We start from the raw sequence: 19,443 nt of genomic DNA on the forward strand, positions 1-19,443 counted from the left end.
ACGCAGCACGGCGACATGGCCGCTGTTACCTGTGAGGCCCCGACTCTCTTTCACCCGCGGGCGCTCTGTGGTGGGAGAGCATGCCTGCAGCTTTTTCCGGTGGTCTGCGCGGTGACCACCTATCGGCTAGATGTACTCGAGCCAGGGACATGTTACAGAGCAGGCCCCGAAGCGGTCTCCGGAGCGAGCCGAACGATTCCCCGGCTTGCACGGTGGCGACTCGCTACGGCTCCTCTCGCAGCAAGGGGATCACCGGTGCGAAAGCATCCATCTGGGTCGGAAACACTCCGACATAGGACATCGATGTCAATCGCCGCACGTTACGGATCTGCTCGGCGATCTCCTCGAATGTGCCGATGGCCACATAGGGCGAATTCAGGATGTCTTCCACCGACAGCTGGACATCGACCTCGAGATCCGGGTGCAAACCCTTGTCAAGGGCGGCCAACGCCATCTCGGCCGTGCGCTCGCGATCGTCGGTGATCACGACGGCGGTGATGGTCCAGTTGAGTTCGATGTCGGGGAACCGGTCCCCGGCGGCCTCCTTGATGAGATTCACCTTCTCGATGGTCTTCTCGAGGGTGATTCCCGACAGCAGGCCCTTACCGGTCTTGGTCGTGCGCGGCACGACCGAGATGATGTCGGCGTGCTTGGCGGCCAGCCGCAGCATCTTGGGGCCGCCACCGCCGGTCACCAGCGGCGGGCGCGGGCCCTGCCGCGGCCGCGGCGTGCCCTTGATGCCGCGCACCTGATAGTGCTTGCCCTCGAAATGGCATTCCTGCCCGCGCAGGAGCACATCGAGAATGGTCAGCGCCTCGTCCAGCTTCTCCAACCGCACGCCCGGCGATTCGTAGGGCAGGCCGGCGGCTTCGAATTCGCTCTTGATCCAGCCCGCGCCGACGCCGAGTTCCAGCCGCCCGCGCGAGAGCACGTCGATGGTCGCGGCGTCCTTGGCCAGCACCACCGGATGCCGGAAACCGTTGGCCAGCACCGAGGTTCCGATCCGGATGCGGTCGGTGGCCACGGCCAGCGCGCCGAGCGCGGCGATCGGCCCGACCTGGGGGCCGAGGTGGTCCGGAATCGCGAAGGAGTCGTATCCGTATTCCTCGGCCTGCTGGGCGAGCTTGACGAATTTCCGCGCACCGCCCTCCTGCTGATTTCCTTCACCGGCAGCAGCGAATCGGAACGCGCGCGCCGGAACACCCAGCGCTGTCATCTCGACACCGCTGGTCGCGCCGGCGGCGGCGGCTTCTGTCATGAACTCTCTGCTCCTGGCTGTGCGGATGTGCGCTGTGGCGCGATCATCGCTGCACTTTACAGCCTTCACCAAAATCTGAGTGACCCTCGGGTTTACCTTTTTCCCGGGAGCTCCGGCGACCGCGGTCACCGCTGGTCGTCAGCCGTGCGCCGGGTGGGGCGCGTCCTTGATCAGCCCCTCGGCCCAGGCGGCCGCCCATTGGGTGGCAGTGGTGCCCTGATCGTCCACCTGGAAGGTGTTGTAGAGGCTGTGCACCGGATTGCCCACGGCATGGACCAGGGTCATCAGGCTGGGCACGATATTCACCGGATTCAACGCCTGCTGCGGGGCGTCGCAGATCAGATCCCCGGGCGCGCAGATGGTGTTCGTGCGCCCGGCCAGCGAACCGAAACCGGCACGTGGCCCCGTCATGGTGATGCCCGGAACCGACAGGCCCTTCAGCGCGACCTCCGCGCCCACACCCGGCGGGGAGACCCCGATCTCACCGGCCTGTCCGGGCCCGTTCACGCGACGGCCGTCGGCGATCAGCGTCACACCGAGAACCTGGTCGGCGGCGACCGGTCCCTGCCCGGCGCCGATCTGTGCCGCGATATCACCCGCGATCACGGCGCCCTGCGAGAATCCGGCGATCACATAGTTGGTGAGCGGGCAGTTCTTCGACATATCGGTGAGTTCCGCCAGCGCACGCTGCGTGCCCTCGGACCGGCTGTTGTTGTAGGACGATTGACCGTCCGGCGGAAGCGCGATCGGATTGGAGAATTGCGCGACGTAGGGGACGGTGTAGACGTCGAGCCGGGACTCCGGGAACTGCTGGCGCACCGGATTGGTCACATGCAGCATCAACGACGCCGGATTGGCCGTCGGATCGCGCGGGTCGTCGTTGCTGTTCGACTCCCAGGTGCCGGGAATCGCCAGTAACTGCACATCCGGGCAGGAGGCCGGCTGGCTGCTGGGCTTACCGGGCTTCGGCGGTCCCGGCTTCGGGACGTGCAGCCGGCCCGCGAGCACGAACCACAGCACCAGCGCCACGATCGCCACCAGGACCGCGATCAGCACGAACAGCAGACAGCCCGGCCGCCGGTTGCGGCCGGGACCGCCCGCGGCGTATCCGGAACGTCGTCGCGCGTTCACTTGTTGCAGTAGGACTGGGTCGCGACGTCGATGTAGATCTGGCCCGCCTGTTCAACCGACATCTTCTGCGGATCGAAGGACGGGTCGGTGCCCGCCATCGCGTTCACGAACGTCTTGACCTCCTGATCGGAGGCGCCGCTCGCCTTGCTCTGGCAGACGTAGTTGGCCGCGGTGATCGCGATGTCCGGGCTGGACGGATTCACCCCGCGCTTCTTCAACTCGTCCAGATAGGCCTGATCCTTCGCCGACAGCTGCGTGTTGTCACCCGAGTTCGGCTGCGCCGGCTCCGGACGCTCGTTCGCGGTGCTGGTGGCCGGGGCCTGTTCCTGGGTCGGCTCGGGCGCCGCCGGCGCGCTGTTCGGCGCACTCTGCGCGGGCGCGACCGTGGCGGTCGTGGTGGAGGGCTTCAACGTGGGCGTGCTCGACGCCGTGGAATCGTTACCGCCGCAGGCGGCCAGTAGTCCCGTGGCCGCCAGCGCGACCATGATGCCGGCGACCTTGCCACCGGCGATGTACCGTTCTCCGACCGGACGGGTCCGAAGCATGAATCGTGTCCTCGATCTAGTTCGCTGAGGGCTAGAACTCCTAGCAGGTCGCGCTCCAGGTTAACGGCAACCGGCGCGGACAGGGATCCCATGGCCGGAACCCTCATCAACCACTTAAAGGTGATTTATCGCCCTAGGCTCCGTGTACCTCGGGCGGTTTGCCGTCGCGCACGACGACGAATCCGGTCTGGAAATTCTGCTGCACGCCCCCGGGAACCGGGAACTCGTCGCTGATGGGGTAGCCGAGCTTGCCGTTCTCGAAGCCCTGCTGCCCCCACGCGTCCATGATCGGGCCGTTGCGCACGGCCCATGCCCCCGAGAGCGGACTCCAGTAGATGTTGCCGCCCTCGAACTTGCTGTAGCGGCCCAGATCCTTGGTCGGCTGTTCCTCGGCGGCCGGGAAACCGAGCCAGCTGTTCTCGAAGCCCATCTGCGCGTACTTACCGAGGATCAGGCCCTGCACCCGGTGCGCCCCGGTCTTGTCGCTGAAGTACATCGGACCGCCCTGGAAGCCCTGCACCACGCCGTCCTTGTTCGGCGTTTTGGCCTCCGGCCCGGTCGGATAGCCGGCGGGGCCACGTTCGAAGCCCTGCCGCTCCCATTCGGCGAGAATCGCCCCGCGGATCACCTGGGCGCCGGTCTGCGGCGTCCAATAGACCGAACCGCCCTGGAAGGTCTGGAAACGGCCCTGACCGTCCGGCAGTGGCTGTTCGGCGGCGGTGGGCAAGCCCAGCGGGCCGCCCGGTCCGGACGTCGCCTGGTAGGTCCCGCCGATCGCTCCCGCGACGGCATGCGCGCCGGTGGTCTGCGACCAGAACATCCGGCCGCCCTTGAAGTCCTGCGCGCTGCCGTTGGTCACCTGGTATTCGCCGGTGACGCAGTCACCCAGCCACTTGTCGATCTGCACGGCCGCGGCGACCGCGCCGTTCACCGCGCAGGCGGGTTTGTCGGCCTCCACGCCGAGCGCGGCCGCGGCCTGGGGCCAGGACTGACGCATCTCGAAATCCCAGTACGGCCACGAATGTGTGCCGGAGGGGCGGTAATTGGCCTGGACCGGAATCGACAGCTTGTTCAGCTTGTCGACGAAGTTCTGACTGGTCAGCCGGGACAGCATTTCCAGGCCCATCCCGGCGTAATTGGTGCTGATGCCCGGGATGTCGGAGGGCTTGTCGTAGGCGCCGGTGGTGCCGCTGCCGGCGGAAACGTACAGGCTGATGCCCTTGAGCTTGGGCGCCAGCTGATACGGATCGTGTTCGGACCACTCGGCATTCGTCGGCGGACCCCACATGGCGTTGGCGTCGAATCCGCCGGCGTCGCGCATCGCGAACATGATCGCCTGTGGCATACCGACACTCGTGGTGGTCAGGAAGCCCGAATACGAGGCCGCGTACTTCACCCAGCCGGGATTGCGGCCGGCCAGGAACATCGCGGCCGTACCGCCCATCGAAAGCCCCTCGACGCCACGGGCATCGGTGGCGCGCCACTGGTTCTCCAGCAGGGGCGGCAATTCCTTGGTCAGGAAGGTTTCCCACTTGTAGTTCTTGCCGTTGTCCTGCTGCACCCAGTCGGAATAGAAGCTCGACTGGCCGCCGATGGGCAGCACCACGGTGACGTTCTTGTCCGCGTAGAAGTCGACGGCCCCGGCATCCTTGGTCCAGCCGCTCTCGTCGTCCTGAGCGCGCAGGCCGTCGAGCATGAACAGCAGTGGAAATCGCGCGTCCGGGCGGGAATTCCAGTCGCGGGCCAGCAGTAGTTGCACCTGGACGGGTGAACCCATGGACGGCGAATTCACCCACAGAGCGACGCGGCGATCGGTCAGCCAGACGACCTTCTCGATCACCGCCCCGGCCGGTGCGGGCACCGCGGCGGGTTCGGCGAATGCCGGCAGCGGTGCGACGCTGATTCCGGAAGCCATCGGCACGACCACGGCAGCGGCCAGCATCGCGAGTCGTCGACGGCCCCAGCGGCCGCGACGAACCGTCCCCCGTCTACCAGATGCCACACCTGCCACAGGAGTGTTGTACCGCGCCCGGACGGCTCGAGGCGGTAGGACGCGCGGACAGCAAACCTGAGAAATCGCAGCGCACAACGCAACCGGCGCCCGCCCGCAACATGCCGGCGCCGCGCAGATCAGATCTGCGCGGCGCCGGGTTCAGCTGTTGTTACGGCCCTTGATCAGGCGTTCAATGCGGCCAGAATGCCCGTGCGGGCCTTTGCCAGCTCGTCCTGCCAGTAGAGCCAGGAGTGGGTGCCCGTGGGCGGGAAGTCGTAGGCGGCCGGAATGCCCAGCGAGTCCAGGCGAGCCTTGAACGAGTGGGTGCTGACCATCGAGATCAGCTCGATGCCCATGGCGTTACCGGTATTGAACGCACCGACAAGGCCGTTCGGGTGGTCGTACTGACCGGGCAGACCACTGGCGGCCGAGATGTACATCGGCAGACCACGCAGCTGCGGCGCGAACACCATCGGGTCCGAACGCAGCCACTGCGGGCTCCACGGCGCGGCCATCGAGTCGACGTTGAAGCGGCCGGCGTCGAGCATCATCACGCGAATCGCCTCGCGCATACCGGGGGCGTTCCAGTTCAGCGGACCGGAGAACGAGGCCGCGTACTTGAACTGGTCCCGGTGGAACGCCGCCAGGCGCAGCGCCGCCGGACCACTCATCGACAGACCGGCGACCGCGTAGTTGGTCCGCGAAACCCCGTAGTTGCTGAGGAAGTCCGGAAGTTCCTTGGTGAGGAACGTTTCCCACTTGTAGGTGAACTTCTGGCCGTTGGTGTTGCTCGGGCCCTGCCAGTCGGCGTACCAGCTGGACTGGCCACCCACCGGCATCACCAGGGTGACGTTGTCGTTGCCGAACATCTGCTGCGCGTTGGTCTCGAACGACCAGGCGTTGCGGTCGTCGCGCGCACGCAGGCCGTCCAGCAGCAGCAGCGCCGCGTTACCGCCGTTGCGCGCCCACTGCACTTGCACCTTCACGGGCCCCATGCTCGACGGAACCATCAGTTCGTCGTAGCCGCCCGCGGGAGTCTGGTGCACGGGTGCGTGAACGGGAGCGGCGATGGCGGCCGGGGCCATGATGCCCGCCGCAATCGGGAGTGCCATCGCGGCACCCGCAGCGAGAAGTCGTGTGCGCCAACCACGCTGAGCGCCTCGCCGCCCTCTGGGGGCTGACTCCGGCGCGAGCGCCGAATGCGAAACCGGCGCGGCCGACCTGCCGAAACGCATGGATACTGCTCTCTTTCTGCTGCTGTCTGCTGTTGTCGCCGCGCCACGACCACTTCCGTCAGCGACGGCATGATCTGCACCCACGTCGAACCCGACCTTTCGACATGAGCGACGCCGCGGCTACGAACGGTCACACTTGCGCTCGCTGGACGATATTCGACCGCCCAATCGTTAGCAACACGGACCCCGCCGGGTGGCTGAAATCCGCCCGTGCGCCATTCGTAATCGTGCAGTGACCCTATCGCGTCCGGCCGGAAATGACAGCGTGAAATGACGAATCAACTACTGCGCCGGTGAATTTCACCAGGAAACACCGAACATGGCTCGGGCCCCGGCGGTTTCGGCCGGGGCCCGAGATGTCGCGGATGTTCAGCCGATATTCGCCGAAAGGTCCGGAATCATCCGGTATGCCTCGGCTTGCCAGTTGAACCAGTCGTGCACACCGACATTCGGGAACGAATACACCGCGTTGGTCGCGCCCAGCGTCGCCATCCGCACCTGGAACGCCCGGGTATTCGCCAATGCCAGCACCTCCAGCGGCGCACCGCGAATGATGTGGTCGGCGGCCGCCGGCAGTGGCAGGCCCAGGTCCTCCTGCGACGGCACACCGCTGCCGGCGGCGATCCAGAGCCGGGTGTTGTTCGCGATCAGGCGCGGCGCGAATACGAACGGGTCCATTCGCAACCACTGCGGGCCCCACGGCGGAGCCATCGAATCGACGTTGTAACCGCCCGCGTCGATCATCGCCATCCGAATCGCCTCCCGCATACCGGGGGCGGAAATGTTCAGATAGCCCGAGAACGATCCGGCGAAGCTGAACTGGTCCGGGTGATACGCGGCCAGCGTCAGCGCGGCGCTACCACCCATCGACAATCCGAACGCCCCGTTGCGGCTGGCCCGGAACCCGAGCCGATCACGCAGGGCATTGCGCAACTGGCCGGTCAGGAACGTCTCCCAGTCATAGCGATAGTCCTTCCCCGGCCCGCCCAGGAATGCCTCGGTCGCACCGGATCCGGTGTTGGCCGAACCGAAATTGCTCGGCGGGACGCCGAAGAACGAGCTGGGCGCATTCCAGTCGGCGTAGAAACTGGATTGGCCGCCGACCGGCATGACCACGTTGATATTCCAGTCGGTCAGCACCTGCGCGACATTCGTCTCGATCTCCCAGCCGTTCAACGTCTGGGGTGCCCGCAGACCGTCGAGCGCGTAGACCACGCGATCGGTGTTGCCGTCCTTGGCCCGGAAAATACGGGACTTGACCGCGCCCATCACCGGAGAATCGACCCAGAAGTCGAAGCCCGACGGGTCGAATGCCGCCGATGCGGTCGCGCCGTTGCCGAGTACCGAAACTCCCAATGGCAGCAACAGTGCCAATGCCATGCCCAGCGCCGAGCGCCTGAGCCGCGAACGCGGCGCCTGACCAGGCCTTCCTCCGAGCAACGGCTTCCTGCGCGCAATTCGCATCGACACGGCCTTTCGCCAGAAGCGGCGGTCGCAACCGATCCCACACCGCACGAACCACCGCTCGTTCCGGACAACACAGACAAAGCGTTTCGGCGAAGGCGCTCGCCGCTGTACTGCAGGGTTCTTCGATACCAATCGAGTATCGGTGATCGAGTAGCGCGACCGAATGATTCAACACGGAAATAGTCCGAAAGGTGATCTGCGGCACAGGTCGTCAGGACGGCTCCGCATACGACACAGCCCCGCAGCGGACATCCGCTGCGGGGCTGTGAGTCGTGCTGATATCAGCCGATATTGGCCGACATATCCGGGAGCATCCGATAGACCTCGTCCTCCCAGTTGTGCCAGTTGTGCACACCCACGTTCGGGAAGTCATAGGTCACGTTGCCGGCGCCCAGGGTCATCATGCGGACCTGGAAGGCGCGGGTGTTGGCCAGCGCCAACGCCTCCAGCGGCGACCCCTGGACGATGTCGAGCGGGGCGACCGCGTCCTGCGGCGACGGAATGCCGCTGCCGGCCGCGACCCACAGCCGAGTGTTGTTGGCCTTCAACCGCGGCGCGAACACGAACGGATCCATCCGCAACCACTGCGGGCCCCACGGCGGCGCCATGGCGTCGATGTTGTACCCACCGGCGCTCAGCATCGCCACGCGCATGGCCTCACGCATACCCGGCGCCGAGATGTTCAGGTAGCCCGAGAACGAGCCCGCGTAGCTGAACTGGTCCGGGTGGTACGCGGCCAGGGTCAGGGCGGCGCTACCGCCCATCGACAGGCCGAAGACGCCGTTGCGGTGCGAGCTGAAGCCCAACCGCGAGCTGAGGGCATTGGGCAGATCCTGGGTGAGGAAGCTTTCCCACTTGTAGGTGTTGACCTTGCCCAGCGTCTCGTTGTAGTTCGAGGAACCGGTCATCGCCGAGCCGGTCGAGGCCGAGCCGGACGAGCCGGCCGAACCGGTGTCGATGCCGAAGAAGTTGCTCGGCGCGTTCCAGTCGGCGTAGAAGCTCGACGGACCGCCGACCGGCATCACCACGTTGATATTGGCGTTGACCAACGCCGGGATGATGTTGGTTTCCTTCTCCCAGCCGCTGATGTCACCCTGGGCGCGCATACCGTCGAGGGCGTACACCACCCGTCCGGTGTTGCCGTCGGCCGCACGGAAGATGCGCGACTTGATCGGGCCCATCGACGAATCGACCCAGAAGTCGATACCCGTCGGATTGAAGGCGGCGGCCGCATGTCCGGCCTCTGCCACCGACACCCCGAACGGCAGCAACGTCGCCAAAGCCACGCCCACCGCGGACCGCTTGAGCCACCCGGCTCGATGAGGCGCCGACGGCTGCTGCGACCGTCTCCGACGTCTCTGCTGCACCCATCGCACAGTCACGCCTCGCATACCCTGTCCGGCCTTTCCCGTAGCGCGGCCCGTCCGACCGCTGTTCTTCTCTGCGAATGATCACCCGTGCGCATGCTGAGATGCGCCCCCGACGGACGTCCGTCACCGAGCGTATCGTGAAATCGATACATCGGCGTTATCAAACCGAGACTAATACACGACTTCTTCGTTGTCGTCGGCGGTCTAGTTCGGCACCGGGGGCGGTGTCGTCGGGTCCACCAGATGGCAACGCTGGATCTCGTATTTGGGCACCCGGTCGATGCGGTACTTCGCGAAATGCAGCGACTGGATGACATTGTGCTTGAACCGATCCCAGGTCAGCGGGGCTCGATACGAGGCCAGCAGATCCTGAGTCGGCGGGCACGACAGCGCGGTCCGCGCCTGACGCACCCACTTCTCGTCGAGGAACCACGGCATCCACGGATGCTGGTCGACCATACCGGTATCGACGATCACCCAGTCCGGATACAGGTTCTTGTCGTGTCCGATACGTCCGTCGGCCAGCCGGTCGGTATGCGCGGCCAACGGGTAGGCCAGGCCCTCCTGATCGATGACGCGCACGCTCAGCGGCACGTTCATGCTGGTCATGCCCAGGTTGAGGAAGTAGACGGTGTGCCCGTACCCGCCCGGCGGAATCGGCAGCGGCGGCGGCGCGACGTACCACATCATGAACGAGGGCGAGTTGATCAGCAGGCCACCGTCCGGCGTGGCGGCGATGTCCTGCAGCATGGCCCGCATGCGCGGGTAGTCCAGATAGTCCTCCGCCAGCACCGGGTGGTCGTGGCCGCTGTTGAGGACGTAGTAGATCCGCTCGTCCACGATGCCCGAGGCACTGATCTGCCCGCCCGAGGTGTCGGCGGTGGTGTTGGCTGCGAACAGCGCCCAGCCGACCGTCCCGGCCCAGGCGATCAGCGGCAGGGCGAACGACCACCGCAGCCATTCGGAACGGTCGCCGACCGGCAACCGCACGGGCAGCACCGAAACCGGCAGCATCAGGCAGAACAGCTGTGGCAGCAGCATGCGGCCGTGCATGAAGTCGCCGCCGACGCGCATATTGAACAGCACCAGCAGCAGACCGCCGCCGACCATCAGCGTCACCACCGCGGCCGGGGAGCGCAGCCACCGCTGCAGCCGGATCCGTCGTCCGGTTTCGCCGGACGGTTTGGCATCGGGAGTCCGGCGGCTCCGTCCGCGCAGCAGCACGGCGGTCACCACGACGAGGACCAGCAGCGGAATCCACAGGTAGTACGGGCCGACCAGATCCCACAGATATTTCAGGCCCTGGCCCCATTTCGCGCCGCCGGCCTCCTTGGCCACCGCGGTGTTCGGATAGGGCAGGCCGTAATAGCCCATGCGCCAGATCTGATAGCCGACCGGCACCGCGCCGCCGACCGCCACCAGCAGCGCGCGAATCAGCACCGGGCGCAACCGGGTACGCGGCACCGGTGCGAAAAAGAGCATGAGCAGCGCCAGACCGCCGATGACGGTCATCTCCGGGCGGACCACCCAGCACAATCCGGCCCAGAAGCCGGTCACGAGAAGTTTTGCCAGGCCGCGCTTCTCGTCCTGACTCCAGCGCAGCAGCAACCACCACAGCACGCCGAGCCAGAAGATGACCAGGCAGTTCTCCAGGCCGGAGGTGGCGTAGTCGCGAGCCGGCGGCACGGCGATGTAGACCAGCGCACCGGCGGGCAGCAGCAGCGTCGGCGCGGTCCGGGTCACCGGGCGCCACAACCGCGCCGAACCCACCATGGCGAAGACGACGGCCAGCAGCGAAAGGGTCAGCGCGACAGCCAGACTGACGTATTCGAGCCGGGCGTCGCTGACCCAGCTGAAGAACCAGATCACATACGTCCAGGCCGCGCTGGTATTGGTCTCCACCCGCTCGCCGGCGTTGAAGACCGGGCCGTTCCCGGCCAGCAGATTGCGCACGGTGCGCAGGACGATCAGGCCGTCGTCGGCGATCCAGCGCCGTTGCCAGGCACCGATACCGAACAACGCGACGGTGACGATCACCCCACCGACGAATACCGTGCGGGAGAGCACCGAAAAGCGGCGCGCGGCATCGCCATCGCGCTGTAGTGCGCGATCGGACGACTCCGCGTCTGCCCCCTCCCCATGTTCGTCTCCCGCTACCAGCATCTCGTCAGGTGAGATAGACAGCGACACCTACCGCTCCGATCCAGGCGATGGCCAGGAGCTGCAATATGCGATCCCCCAGCGCGATCTCTTCGGGTTCCCCGGCCTCGCCGCCATCGACGTCGACCGCGTAGCGCAGGACTGCGATGGTAAACGGAATCATCGAGATCGCGAACCACTGGGTGTGCTTGTGATCGGTTTCGAAGGCCCACAGCCCGTAGAAGACCACCACCGCGGTGGCCGACAGGGTCCAGATGAAGCGCAGGTAGGTGGGTGTGTAGTACTGCAGCGACTTGCGGATCTTGGCGCCGGTGTCGAGCGCGATCTTCAACTCCGCGTAGCGCTTACCGGCCGCCATGAACAGCGAACCGAAGGCCATGATCAGCAGGAACCACTGCGAGAGCCGGATATCGGCGGCCGCGCCACCGGCGACCGCGCGCAGCAGGAAGCCCGAGGACACGATGCAGATGTCGAGCACCGCTTGGTGTTTCAGGCCGAAGCAGTAGGCCAGCTGAATGCCGATGTAGACCGCCATCACGACGGCCAGATGCCAGGACGCCAGGAACGACGCCGCGATCGAGCCGACCAGCAGCACCGCGGAGAGCGAATACGCCAGGTTCACCGGCACCACGCCGGCCGCGATGGGCCGGAAGCGCTTGGTGGGGTGCGCGCGGTCGGCCTCGACGTCGAGCGCGTCGTTGACCAGGTAGATACCCGAGGCCGCCATGCAGAACACGACGAACGCGATCGCGATATGGGCGACCACGGTCGCATCCGCCAGCACGTACGCACCGGAGGCCGCGTCCTTGCCCGCGGCCAGTGGCGCCGCCAGCACGAGGACGTTCTTCACCCACTGCCGTGGCCGCACGGCCTTGACGATTCCGCCGGCCAGCGTCTTCGGCGGACCCTTGAGGACGGCTTCGTCGAGGTCGGTGCCGGTCGGCTCTTCACTCATATCAGCGAGGGTTCTTTCCTGTGCGGTCACTGGCGAATCTCTTTTCGGCGGCTAGCACGGCTGCGGCGGATGCCGCACCCAGAGCGGATCCGGCGAGCACGTCGGAGGGATAGTGCACTCCCAGAACGACCCGGGAGAGCAGCATCGGCGGCACGAGCACCGCAGGCAAGGGTAGCCCGGTCAACTTTCCGAGCAACACGGCCGCCGCCGTCGTGGAGGTGGCGTGCGAGGACGGGAAGCTCAGTTTGCTCGGCGTCGACACGTTGACCTGCACCGATGGATCGTGCGGGCGCGGGCGCCGGACGACGCGCTTGATGACGACGGAGGCGGCGTGCGCCCCGAAGGCGCCCACCGCGACTCCGGCCCACTGACGCCGGCGGGACTTGTCGACCAGTGCGCCCGCGGCGCCGATGGCCATCCAGCCGAGCGCGTGCTCACCGAAATGCGACATCCCGCGCGCGGCCTTGATCACCGGCGGGGTGCCGATGGCGCCCTGGACGGCGTTGAGGATCTTGACCTCCGCGGGCTTGGACACCTCGGGGTCCGCCACCACCTGCAAGTGCGGGGCGCCGGCCGGATCGGAGGAGGCTGGGGCGGTCATTTGTCCTCACTAGTGTTGATTCCGAACGCGTTCTCCCAGGCCGCGGTGCTGGTCAAGCGCGCGTGTGCGGCACGGTACCGCTCCCGCAGCTCGGGGAACCGCGCGGCCAGTTCCCGGCGCAATCGCATCGCCTCGGTGAACAGCTCCCGGGCCTGGCGCGGATCGCGCTTGCGGTAGACCACGCCACGCCCGTCGGCTGTGGTCACGGTAACCCCGTCGACCTGCGAGAGCAGGAACCAACGCGCGTCCAGTGTCGGGACGTTCAACTGCGGGCGATCGTGATGTTCGGTCTTGGCCTTGCGCAGGTTGTGCGCCACGCCCTTGCCGAGCCGGACGATCTTGGCCAGCGGATTCGACGGTTCACCGACCGCGCCCACATCGGCGCCGCTGGGCAGCGGCAGGTCCGTCGAGGAGCCGACGATCACCGCATCCGGGAATTCCTTGCGCATCGCGGCGACCTGGCCCAGCGCGGTGGGCAGCAGTTCGAACAGCTTGTCCGGTCCGGCGAGGAAATCGCGAATCGCCTGGTTTTGAATGGCGACCGTCGAATATTCCAGGCACAGCAGATGTTTCAGCGTCGCCTTGACCGTATTGACGATCATCGGACGGCCGTCGTTGCCGAGGTGCAGCGCCGCGACCACCAGGCGGTTGCGCAGGTGGAAATACGCCTGCCAGTCGATGGCGTCGTCCTTGTCGCTCCACGCCATGTGCCAGACCGCCGCACCCGGCAGCGTGACCGTCGGATATCCGGCCGCCCGGGCGCGCAGCCCGTACTCCACGTCGTCCCACTTCAGGAACAGCGGCAGCGGCTGACCGATCTGCTCGGCCACCACGCGCGGGATGACGCAGGTCCACCAGCCGTTGAAATCGACATCGATGCGCCGGTGCAGCAGTTTGGAATTGTCGCGGTCGCGCAGCGGATACTTCGAGAAATCGTGGTCGTATTCGACATTCGGCGCCGCGGTCCACATCCAGATGCCGCGGTCGACCACCTCGCCCATGGTGTGCAGATGCGAACGCTCCTGCAGATTCAGCATCTGGCCGCCCACCAGCGTGGGTGTGCGCGAGAAACGGGCAAAGGCCAGCGCGCGCAGAATGCAGTCCGGCTCGATCTCGATATCGTCGTCCATGTAGACGATGTATTGCGCGTCCGTGGTTTTCAGCGCCTCGTACATGACGCGGCTGTATCCGCCGGAACCACCGAGATTCGGCTGATCGTGAATGGCGAGCCGATCGCCGAGAACCGCGGCGGCCTCGGCGAATCCGGGTTCGTCCACGGCCTTGCGATTGCCCTGATCGGGAATGATCACGGCCTTGATCTTCTCCAGCACCAGCGGATCGGAACCGAGGGCCGCGAGAGTGTTCACACAGTCGGTGGGCCGGTTGAAGGTCGGCATGCCCACCGCGATGCTGCCCTCACCGGGCGCCTCGACCGGCGCGTACCACCCGCCGCTGCGCAATTCGACCGCGGAATCGGTGGTGATGTCGAACCAGATCCAGCCGCCGTCCTCGAACGGCGCCAGATCGACCTCGAATTCCACGGTGGTGATATCGGCCGGCGCGGTGAGCGATTCACGGCCCGCCGAGGCTGTCGCGAATTCGTTGCCGCGCACGTGGATCCGGGAACCGTCGGCCTTGGAACGGTAGACGTCCACCCGGCCGTGCCCGGACAGGTCCAGGCGCAGCACCACCGATTCCAGAATCGTCCAGCGTCGCCAGTAACTGGCCGGCACCGCATTGAAATAGGTGCAGAACGACACTTCGGATTCGGCGCCGATCGACAGCGAGGTGCGCGTGGGAGCATGCGCGCGGCGAGCGTTCGTCGCCGATTCCTCCAGATACAGCGTCCGCACATCCAGCGGCTCGCCGGGGCGAGGCAGAATGATGCGCTGCAGCAGGGATTTCGCGCGGGTCTCGGTGCTCATATCCTCGAGGGTCACTTGTGCGGTCATTTCACTTCCTGCATCCGCGGTACGGGCCGGTGGCACATTACTGGGGATCGCCGGCCGTGAGCGGTGCGCCGGATTCCAGATGCGGGCGCAGCACGTTGTCGAAGGTACTCAACGCGCTGCCGATGGCCATATGCATGTCGAGATACTGGTAGGTGCCCAAACGTCCGCCGAAAACGACCTTGGCCGTCGCGGTTTCGTTCTTCGCCCGCTCGCGGTAGGCGAGCAGTTTCGCGCGGTCCTCCGGGGTGTTGATCGGGTAGTACGGCTCGTCGCCGGTCTGCGCGAATCGCGAGAATTCGCGCATGATGACGGTCTTGTCCTCCGGATAGCCGTCGCGCTCCGGGTGGAAATGGCGCGGCTCGATGATGCGGGTGAACGGGACATCGGCATCGTTGTAATTCATCACCGAGGTGCCCTGGAAGTCGCCGGTCTCGAGCACTTCGGTCTCGAAATCGATGGTGCGCCAGCCCAGTTCGCCCTCGCTGTAGTCGAAGTAGCGGTCCAGCGGGCCGGTGTAGACGACGGGCGCGTCCGGATTCTGCGCGCGGATTTCGTCGCGCACCTCGAACCAATCGGTATTCAGGCGCACCTCGATCAGATCCGATTCGGCCATCTTCTCCAGCCAGGCGGTGTAACCGTTGACCGGCAGACCCTCGTAGGTGTCGTTGAAATAGCGATTGTCGAAGGTGTATCGCACGGGCAGCCGGGTGATATTGCCGGCGGGCAGCTCCTTGGGATCGGTCTGCCACTGCTTGGCGGTGTAATCGCGGACGAACGCCTCGTAGAGCGGGCGGCCGATCAGCGAAATCGCCTTTTCCTCGAGGTTCGCGGCATCTTTGGTCTCGATCTCGGCGGACTGCTCCGCGATCAGCGCCCGCGCCTCCTCGGGACTGAAATAACGGCCGAAGAACTGCGAGATCAGGCCGAGTCCCATCGGGAACTGGTAAGCCTGCCCCTTGTGCATCGCGAAGACCCGATGCTGGTAACCGGTGAACTCGGTGAACTGATTGACGTAATCCCACACCCGCTTATTGGAGGTGTGGAAGAGGTGGGCACCGTACTTGTGGATTTCGATGCCGGTTTCCGGATCCGCCTCCGAATACGCGTTACCGCCCAGGTGGTAGCGGCGCTCGACCACGAGCACCCGCTTTCCCAGCAGGTTGGCGGTGCGTTCGGCAACGGTCAGCCCGAAGAATCCGGAGCCGACGACGATCAGATCGAAGGGAGCTGCGACGGTCACGGGAGCCCAGCGTAGCCGTAGCGGGTCACCGCGTCTGCACGCCGTAGGTCTCGGTAGCGGGGACGGTGGTCACGGCCGTGCGCGGACCGGCAGGGGTAGCGGAATCTCGCCGCGAGGGGCCGGGAAGTGTTCACCAGGGCGTCACCGGGGGTTGACGCGGACACCGTCCCCATCGAGACCACACGCCACCCATACCGCTCCCGGGATGGGCGAGCGCCCCGGCCACGGCGGCGCCCACCCGCCGACCGCCTCAGTACGGGTAGGGAGGCTGGCCGTAGTACGCGGCAGGCGGATAGGCGGGCATGCCCACGCCACACCACCGCTTCGCCGAACCGGACAGCGTCAGGCTCAGCATCAACACCGCGAACAGCAGTCCGACGATTCCGCCGATCGATGCCGCGGGCACGCCGTTGGCCAATGCCATGACGATCCCCGCGAGACCGCCCAGCAGCCCGAGCGAGGACAGCGCGACCAGCATCACGCGCCCGGCATTCTTGTGGTTCATCAGCATGATTCCGCCGACGGCCCACAGCAGCGCGATCAGACCGTCGACCGCGGCCATGACATAGAAGATGTCGCCCGAACCGCTGCTGTGCGAACTGTACGAGCCGTACGAACGATTCAGATTGCTTGCCGCACTGAGCAAACCGATGATTCCGAACCCGGCCAGCAACGCCAGCAGCAGTGCGAAAACGCCGGCCGTGATCGCCGCGCCACCACTCGGCCGCGGCTCCTGATAACCGTAGGGCGCATACCCCGGCGCCGGATACCCCGCAGGCGGATACCCGGGCGGCGGATAACCCGCCGGCGGATAACCATTACCCCCGTAGCCGGGTCCATATGGATAGCTCATCGGCCTCCCCCTTCTCTCGGGCAGGCACTCTACCGCCTGCGAACGACGTCGGTACCAGGTGAACCCGCATCACGGGGAAGCCGGCTCACCGGATGTCTCCTTATCGTCGCCGTGGTGGTTGGCCGATTCTTAAGGCGGGGATAAATCCCTGTCCGCGAGGCTCGTTCGGCCCGACACATTCAGTAGGCGACCGTGAAGCGGGTGCGGGCGTGGCGCGGATTCTCGGCCTCGTCGAGGAGTGCGACGGCGAGGTCCTCCATCGAGATGCACGAGGTGCCCGTGCTGTCGCTGAGCAGTTCGTCGAGGCCGGTCCGGTAGCTTCCGCGGCGTTCGCCGGGCTCGAGCAGGGCCGGCGGGCTGAGGTAGGTCCAGTCGACATCGGTTGCCGCCCTGCGGAATACCTCGCGTTGCGCGTGACAGGCCAGGGCGATCGGCCGCCAGTCCGGCGGAAAGTCGGGCATCTGCATGACGGTCGAGCCGGTTCCGGGCACGATCAGATCGCCCGCGCCGCCCACGACCAGCAGGCGGATTCCGGTGTTGCGCAATCCCTCCAGCAGCGCCGCGGCCACATCCGCCATTTCGTACTCGCGCCCGGCGCGGGGCCTGGTCGCACTGATGACCACATCGCTTCCGGCGGTGACATCCTTCACCCGGTCCGGGTCGGTGGCGTCCGCGGCGCGGAAGTTCGCCGCTGCGGGCAGCGTATTCGGACGCTCGGCGCTGCGGCCGACGGCGGTGACCTCGTGGCCGCGCGACAGCGCCTCGTGCACGATCCGGCTGCCGGCGGTTCCCGCGGCACCGAAAACGGTGATATGCATGATCTTTCACTCCTGCCAAGGAATCAGCGGACTCGGGAGATGTGCGCCGAAGGGTCTTCGGGCGCGATCGAATCGGTGTCGGCCGACGAAAGTTGCCGGGGATCGGCGAGTTCGGGCGCATCGATGGTTACCGGTGACAGCGAATGTCCGGCCGGCTTCTGCATGCGATCCCCCACCTGGCCCAGCACCGTGCCACCCAACGCGATCACCATGCCCAGCACCTGCAACGGAGTCAGCGACTGGCCGAGCGCAGCCCATCCGATCACCGCCGCGGAGAGCGGGCTGAGCAGGCCGAGGAAGGCGACCGACGTGGCCGGCACCCGAGCCAAACCGCGAAACCAGAGGGCGTAGGCGGCCGCGGTGCCGAGCGCGCCCAGATAGAGGTATCCGCCGATCGCCGGGGCGTCCAGTGCGGGCGGCGCACCCTCGGTGAGCAGCGCCAACGGCAGCAGGACCACTCCGCCCGCGGTCAACTGCCAGCTCGTGAACGCCAGCGGGCCGACCCCTTCCGGCCGACCCCAATGACCGGTCAGCACGGTTCCCGCGGCCATCGATGCCGCGCCGGCCAGTCCGGCCAGCACACCGATCGGGTCCAGCGCGGCATTCGCCCGCAGCACCACCAATGCCACCCCCAGCATGCCGATCCCCGCGGCCAGCAGTTTGCGACCGCTCGGCCGCACCCGCAGCAGCAGCGCCGCGAAGCCGAGCGCGAACAGCGGTGCGGCCGAACCCAATACGGCCGCCACACCGCCGGGCAGCCGGTATGCGGCGAGGAACAGCAACGGGAAGAAGGCGCCGATATTGAGCACGCCGAGCAGTGCGGCACGGCCGATCCAACGGCCGCGCGGCAGCACCCGGGTGGCGCCCAGCAACACCAATCCGGCCGGGAGGGCGCGCATCAATGCGGTGAACATCGGCCGCTCCGGCGGCAGGAACTCGGACGTGACGGCGTACGTGGTGCCCCACACCAGCGGGGCCAGACCGGTGATCGCGAGGATCGCGGCAGTCGAACCGCGGGCGGTGGTGCGATTCATCTCGGTATCTCCTCATTGATAATCTCAACGTTGAGATAATCCGACACCGCCAAGTGTCTTGATGTCAAGTATCTGAACGTTGAGATATTGCGCACGAGAGGAGACCGATGAGCGACGCCGTGGATCGGATCGTCGCGGACTGGGGTCGCGTCCGCCCGGAACTCGACGTGTGGCCCACCCACGTCATCGGCCGGCTGAAGCGCTTGAGCCGACGGCTCGAGCGCGAGATGAAGGACTTCTTCGCCCGCTACGGCCTCGAGTACTGGGAGTTCGACGTACTGACCACGCTGCGCCGCTCCGGCGGTCCCGACGGTCTCACCGCCGGCGACCTGATCAATGCCACCATGGTGACCTCGGGCGCGATCACCAATCGCATCGACCGCATGGCCGCCAAGGATCTGGTCCGCCGAGTTCCCGATGCGAAGGACCGGCGAACCATCCGAGTCCAGCTCACCGACCGCGGACGCGAAGTGATCGACGAGCTCATGCCGCTGCACGTCGACAACGAGATCCGCCTGCTGTCCGGCATGAGCCGCACCGATCTCGACCAGCTCGCCGGCCTGCTCCGCCGACTGTCCGAATCACTGGACGACACCTCGCTGGGCTGAGCGGGACTACTACGGCAGCGCCGACGATCCGGTCCCGGATGCGGGCGAGACCGGCGGGGTCGGCGAACCCGGCCGCGCCACATCGGACACGCCAGGTGCAGTCCGCTAACCCGGAATCTGCTGCGGAGCGACTGCCTCCGGCACGGGCGCGGTGTGGTCGGGCGCCGCGATACCCGCTGCCGACGAGTCGGCCGGAGCGCCGGTCGCAGCAGCCGGAGCGCCG

General features: G+C 66.5%; 16 protein-coding genes. 1 reads left to right on the forward strand and 15 read right to left on the reverse strand.

The window, feature by feature from the left end; translation table 11 throughout:
- Positions 1 to 223 precede the first annotated feature (223 nt).
- The 15 genes from NN2_RS26385 to NN2_RS26455 form a co-directional block, all read right to left on the reverse strand.
- On the reverse strand, positions 224 to 1,258 hold the full coding sequence (locus tag NN2_RS26385; protein ID WP_030516807.1) for an LLM class F420-dependent oxidoreductase: 1,035 nt from the start codon (positions 1,256 to 1,258) through the stop codon (positions 224 to 226).
- A gap of 138 nt (positions 1,259 to 1,396) precedes the next feature.
- Positions 1,397 to 2,389 carry a cutinase family protein gene (locus NN2_RS26390; protein WP_063016841.1) on the reverse strand — a complete coding sequence of 331 codons (993 nt, stop codon included), beginning with the start codon at positions 2,387 to 2,389 and terminating at the stop codon, positions 1,397 to 1,399.
- Positions 2,386 to 2,934, reverse strand: coding sequence for a DUF732 domain-containing protein (locus tag NN2_RS26395; protein WP_169812448.1), 549 nt, complete (start codon positions 2,932 to 2,934; stop codon positions 2,386 to 2,388). The genes NN2_RS26390 and NN2_RS26395 overlap by 4 nt, the downstream gene beginning before the upstream one ends.
- Positions 2,935 to 3,067: 133 nt before the next feature.
- A complete protein-coding gene (locus tag NN2_RS26400) occupies positions 3,068 to 4,876 on the reverse strand; it encodes an alpha/beta hydrolase-fold protein (RefSeq protein WP_063016843.1) in 1,809 nt (602 codons plus the stop codon).
- A gap of 233 nt (positions 4,877 to 5,109) precedes the next feature.
- Complete coding sequence (locus NN2_RS26405; protein WP_063016845.1) at positions 5,110 to 6,039, reverse strand: alpha/beta hydrolase; 930 nt, start codon at positions 6,037 to 6,039, stop codon at positions 5,110 to 5,112.
- A gap of 492 nt (positions 6,040 to 6,531) precedes the next feature.
- Entirely contained in the window at positions 6,532 to 7,542 is a 1,011-nt protein-coding gene (locus NN2_RS26410; protein ID WP_063016847.1) for an alpha/beta hydrolase, read from the reverse strand.
- A 368-nt stretch (positions 7,543 to 7,910) separates the two neighbouring features.
- Complete coding sequence (locus NN2_RS26415; RefSeq protein ID WP_245658854.1) at positions 7,911 to 8,915, reverse strand: alpha/beta hydrolase; 1,005 nt, start codon at positions 8,913 to 8,915, stop codon at positions 7,911 to 7,913.
- A 288-nt stretch (positions 8,916 to 9,203) separates the two neighbouring features.
- Complete coding sequence (locus tag NN2_RS26420) at positions 9,204 to 11,162, reverse strand: arabinofuranosyltransferase AftB family protein (protein WP_063016851.1); 1,959 nt, start codon at positions 11,160 to 11,162, stop codon at positions 9,204 to 9,206.
- A gap of 4 nt (positions 11,163 to 11,166) precedes the next feature.
- Positions 11,167 to 12,114, reverse strand: coding sequence for a decaprenyl-phosphate phosphoribosyltransferase (locus NN2_RS26425; protein WP_030516799.1), 948 nt, complete (start codon positions 12,112 to 12,114; stop codon positions 11,167 to 11,169).
- A 1-nt stretch (position 12,115) separates the two neighbouring features.
- A complete protein-coding gene (locus tag NN2_RS26430) occupies positions 12,116 to 12,649 on the reverse strand; it encodes a phosphatase PAP2 family protein (protein ID WP_030516798.1) in 534 nt (177 codons plus the stop codon).
- 62 nt (positions 12,650 to 12,711) lie between these two features.
- A complete protein-coding gene (locus NN2_RS26435) occupies positions 12,712 to 14,667 on the reverse strand; it encodes a glycosyltransferase (RefSeq protein ID WP_063016853.1) in 1,956 nt (651 codons plus the stop codon).
- A gap of 37 nt (positions 14,668 to 14,704) precedes the next feature.
- Positions 14,705 to 15,907, reverse strand: a complete 1,203-nt coding sequence (gene glf / locus NN2_RS26440; protein WP_030516796.1) for a UDP-galactopyranose mutase — start codon at positions 15,905 to 15,907, stop codon at positions 14,705 to 14,707.
- A gap of 250 nt (positions 15,908 to 16,157) precedes the next feature.
- Positions 16,158 to 16,760, reverse strand: a complete 603-nt coding sequence (locus NN2_RS26445; protein ID WP_063016855.1) for a hypothetical protein — start codon at positions 16,758 to 16,760, stop codon at positions 16,158 to 16,160.
- Positions 16,761 to 16,939: 179 nt separating this feature from the next.
- Entirely contained in the window at positions 16,940 to 17,578 is a 639-nt protein-coding gene (locus NN2_RS26450; RefSeq protein ID WP_063016857.1) for an NAD(P)-dependent oxidoreductase, read from the reverse strand.
- 23 nt (positions 17,579 to 17,601) lie between these two features.
- Positions 17,602 to 18,612, reverse strand: a complete 1,011-nt coding sequence (locus tag NN2_RS26455) for an EamA family transporter (RefSeq protein ID WP_082857277.1) — start codon at positions 18,610 to 18,612, stop codon at positions 17,602 to 17,604.
- A gap of 107 nt (positions 18,613 to 18,719) precedes the next feature.
- Between NN2_RS26455 and NN2_RS26460 the strand changes: the two genes are divergently transcribed.
- Positions 18,720 to 19,220: a MarR family winged helix-turn-helix transcriptional regulator gene (locus NN2_RS26460; protein ID WP_063016859.1), complete on the forward strand. Its 501-nt coding sequence runs from the start codon at positions 18,720 to 18,722 to the stop codon at positions 19,218 to 19,220.
- Positions 19,221 to 19,443 lie beyond the last annotated feature (223 nt).

This window comes from Nocardia nova NBRC 15556, assembly GCF_001613005.1.
GTDB classification, from domain to species: Bacteria; Actinomycetota; Actinomycetes; order Mycobacteriales; family Mycobacteriaceae; genus Nocardia; species Nocardia nova.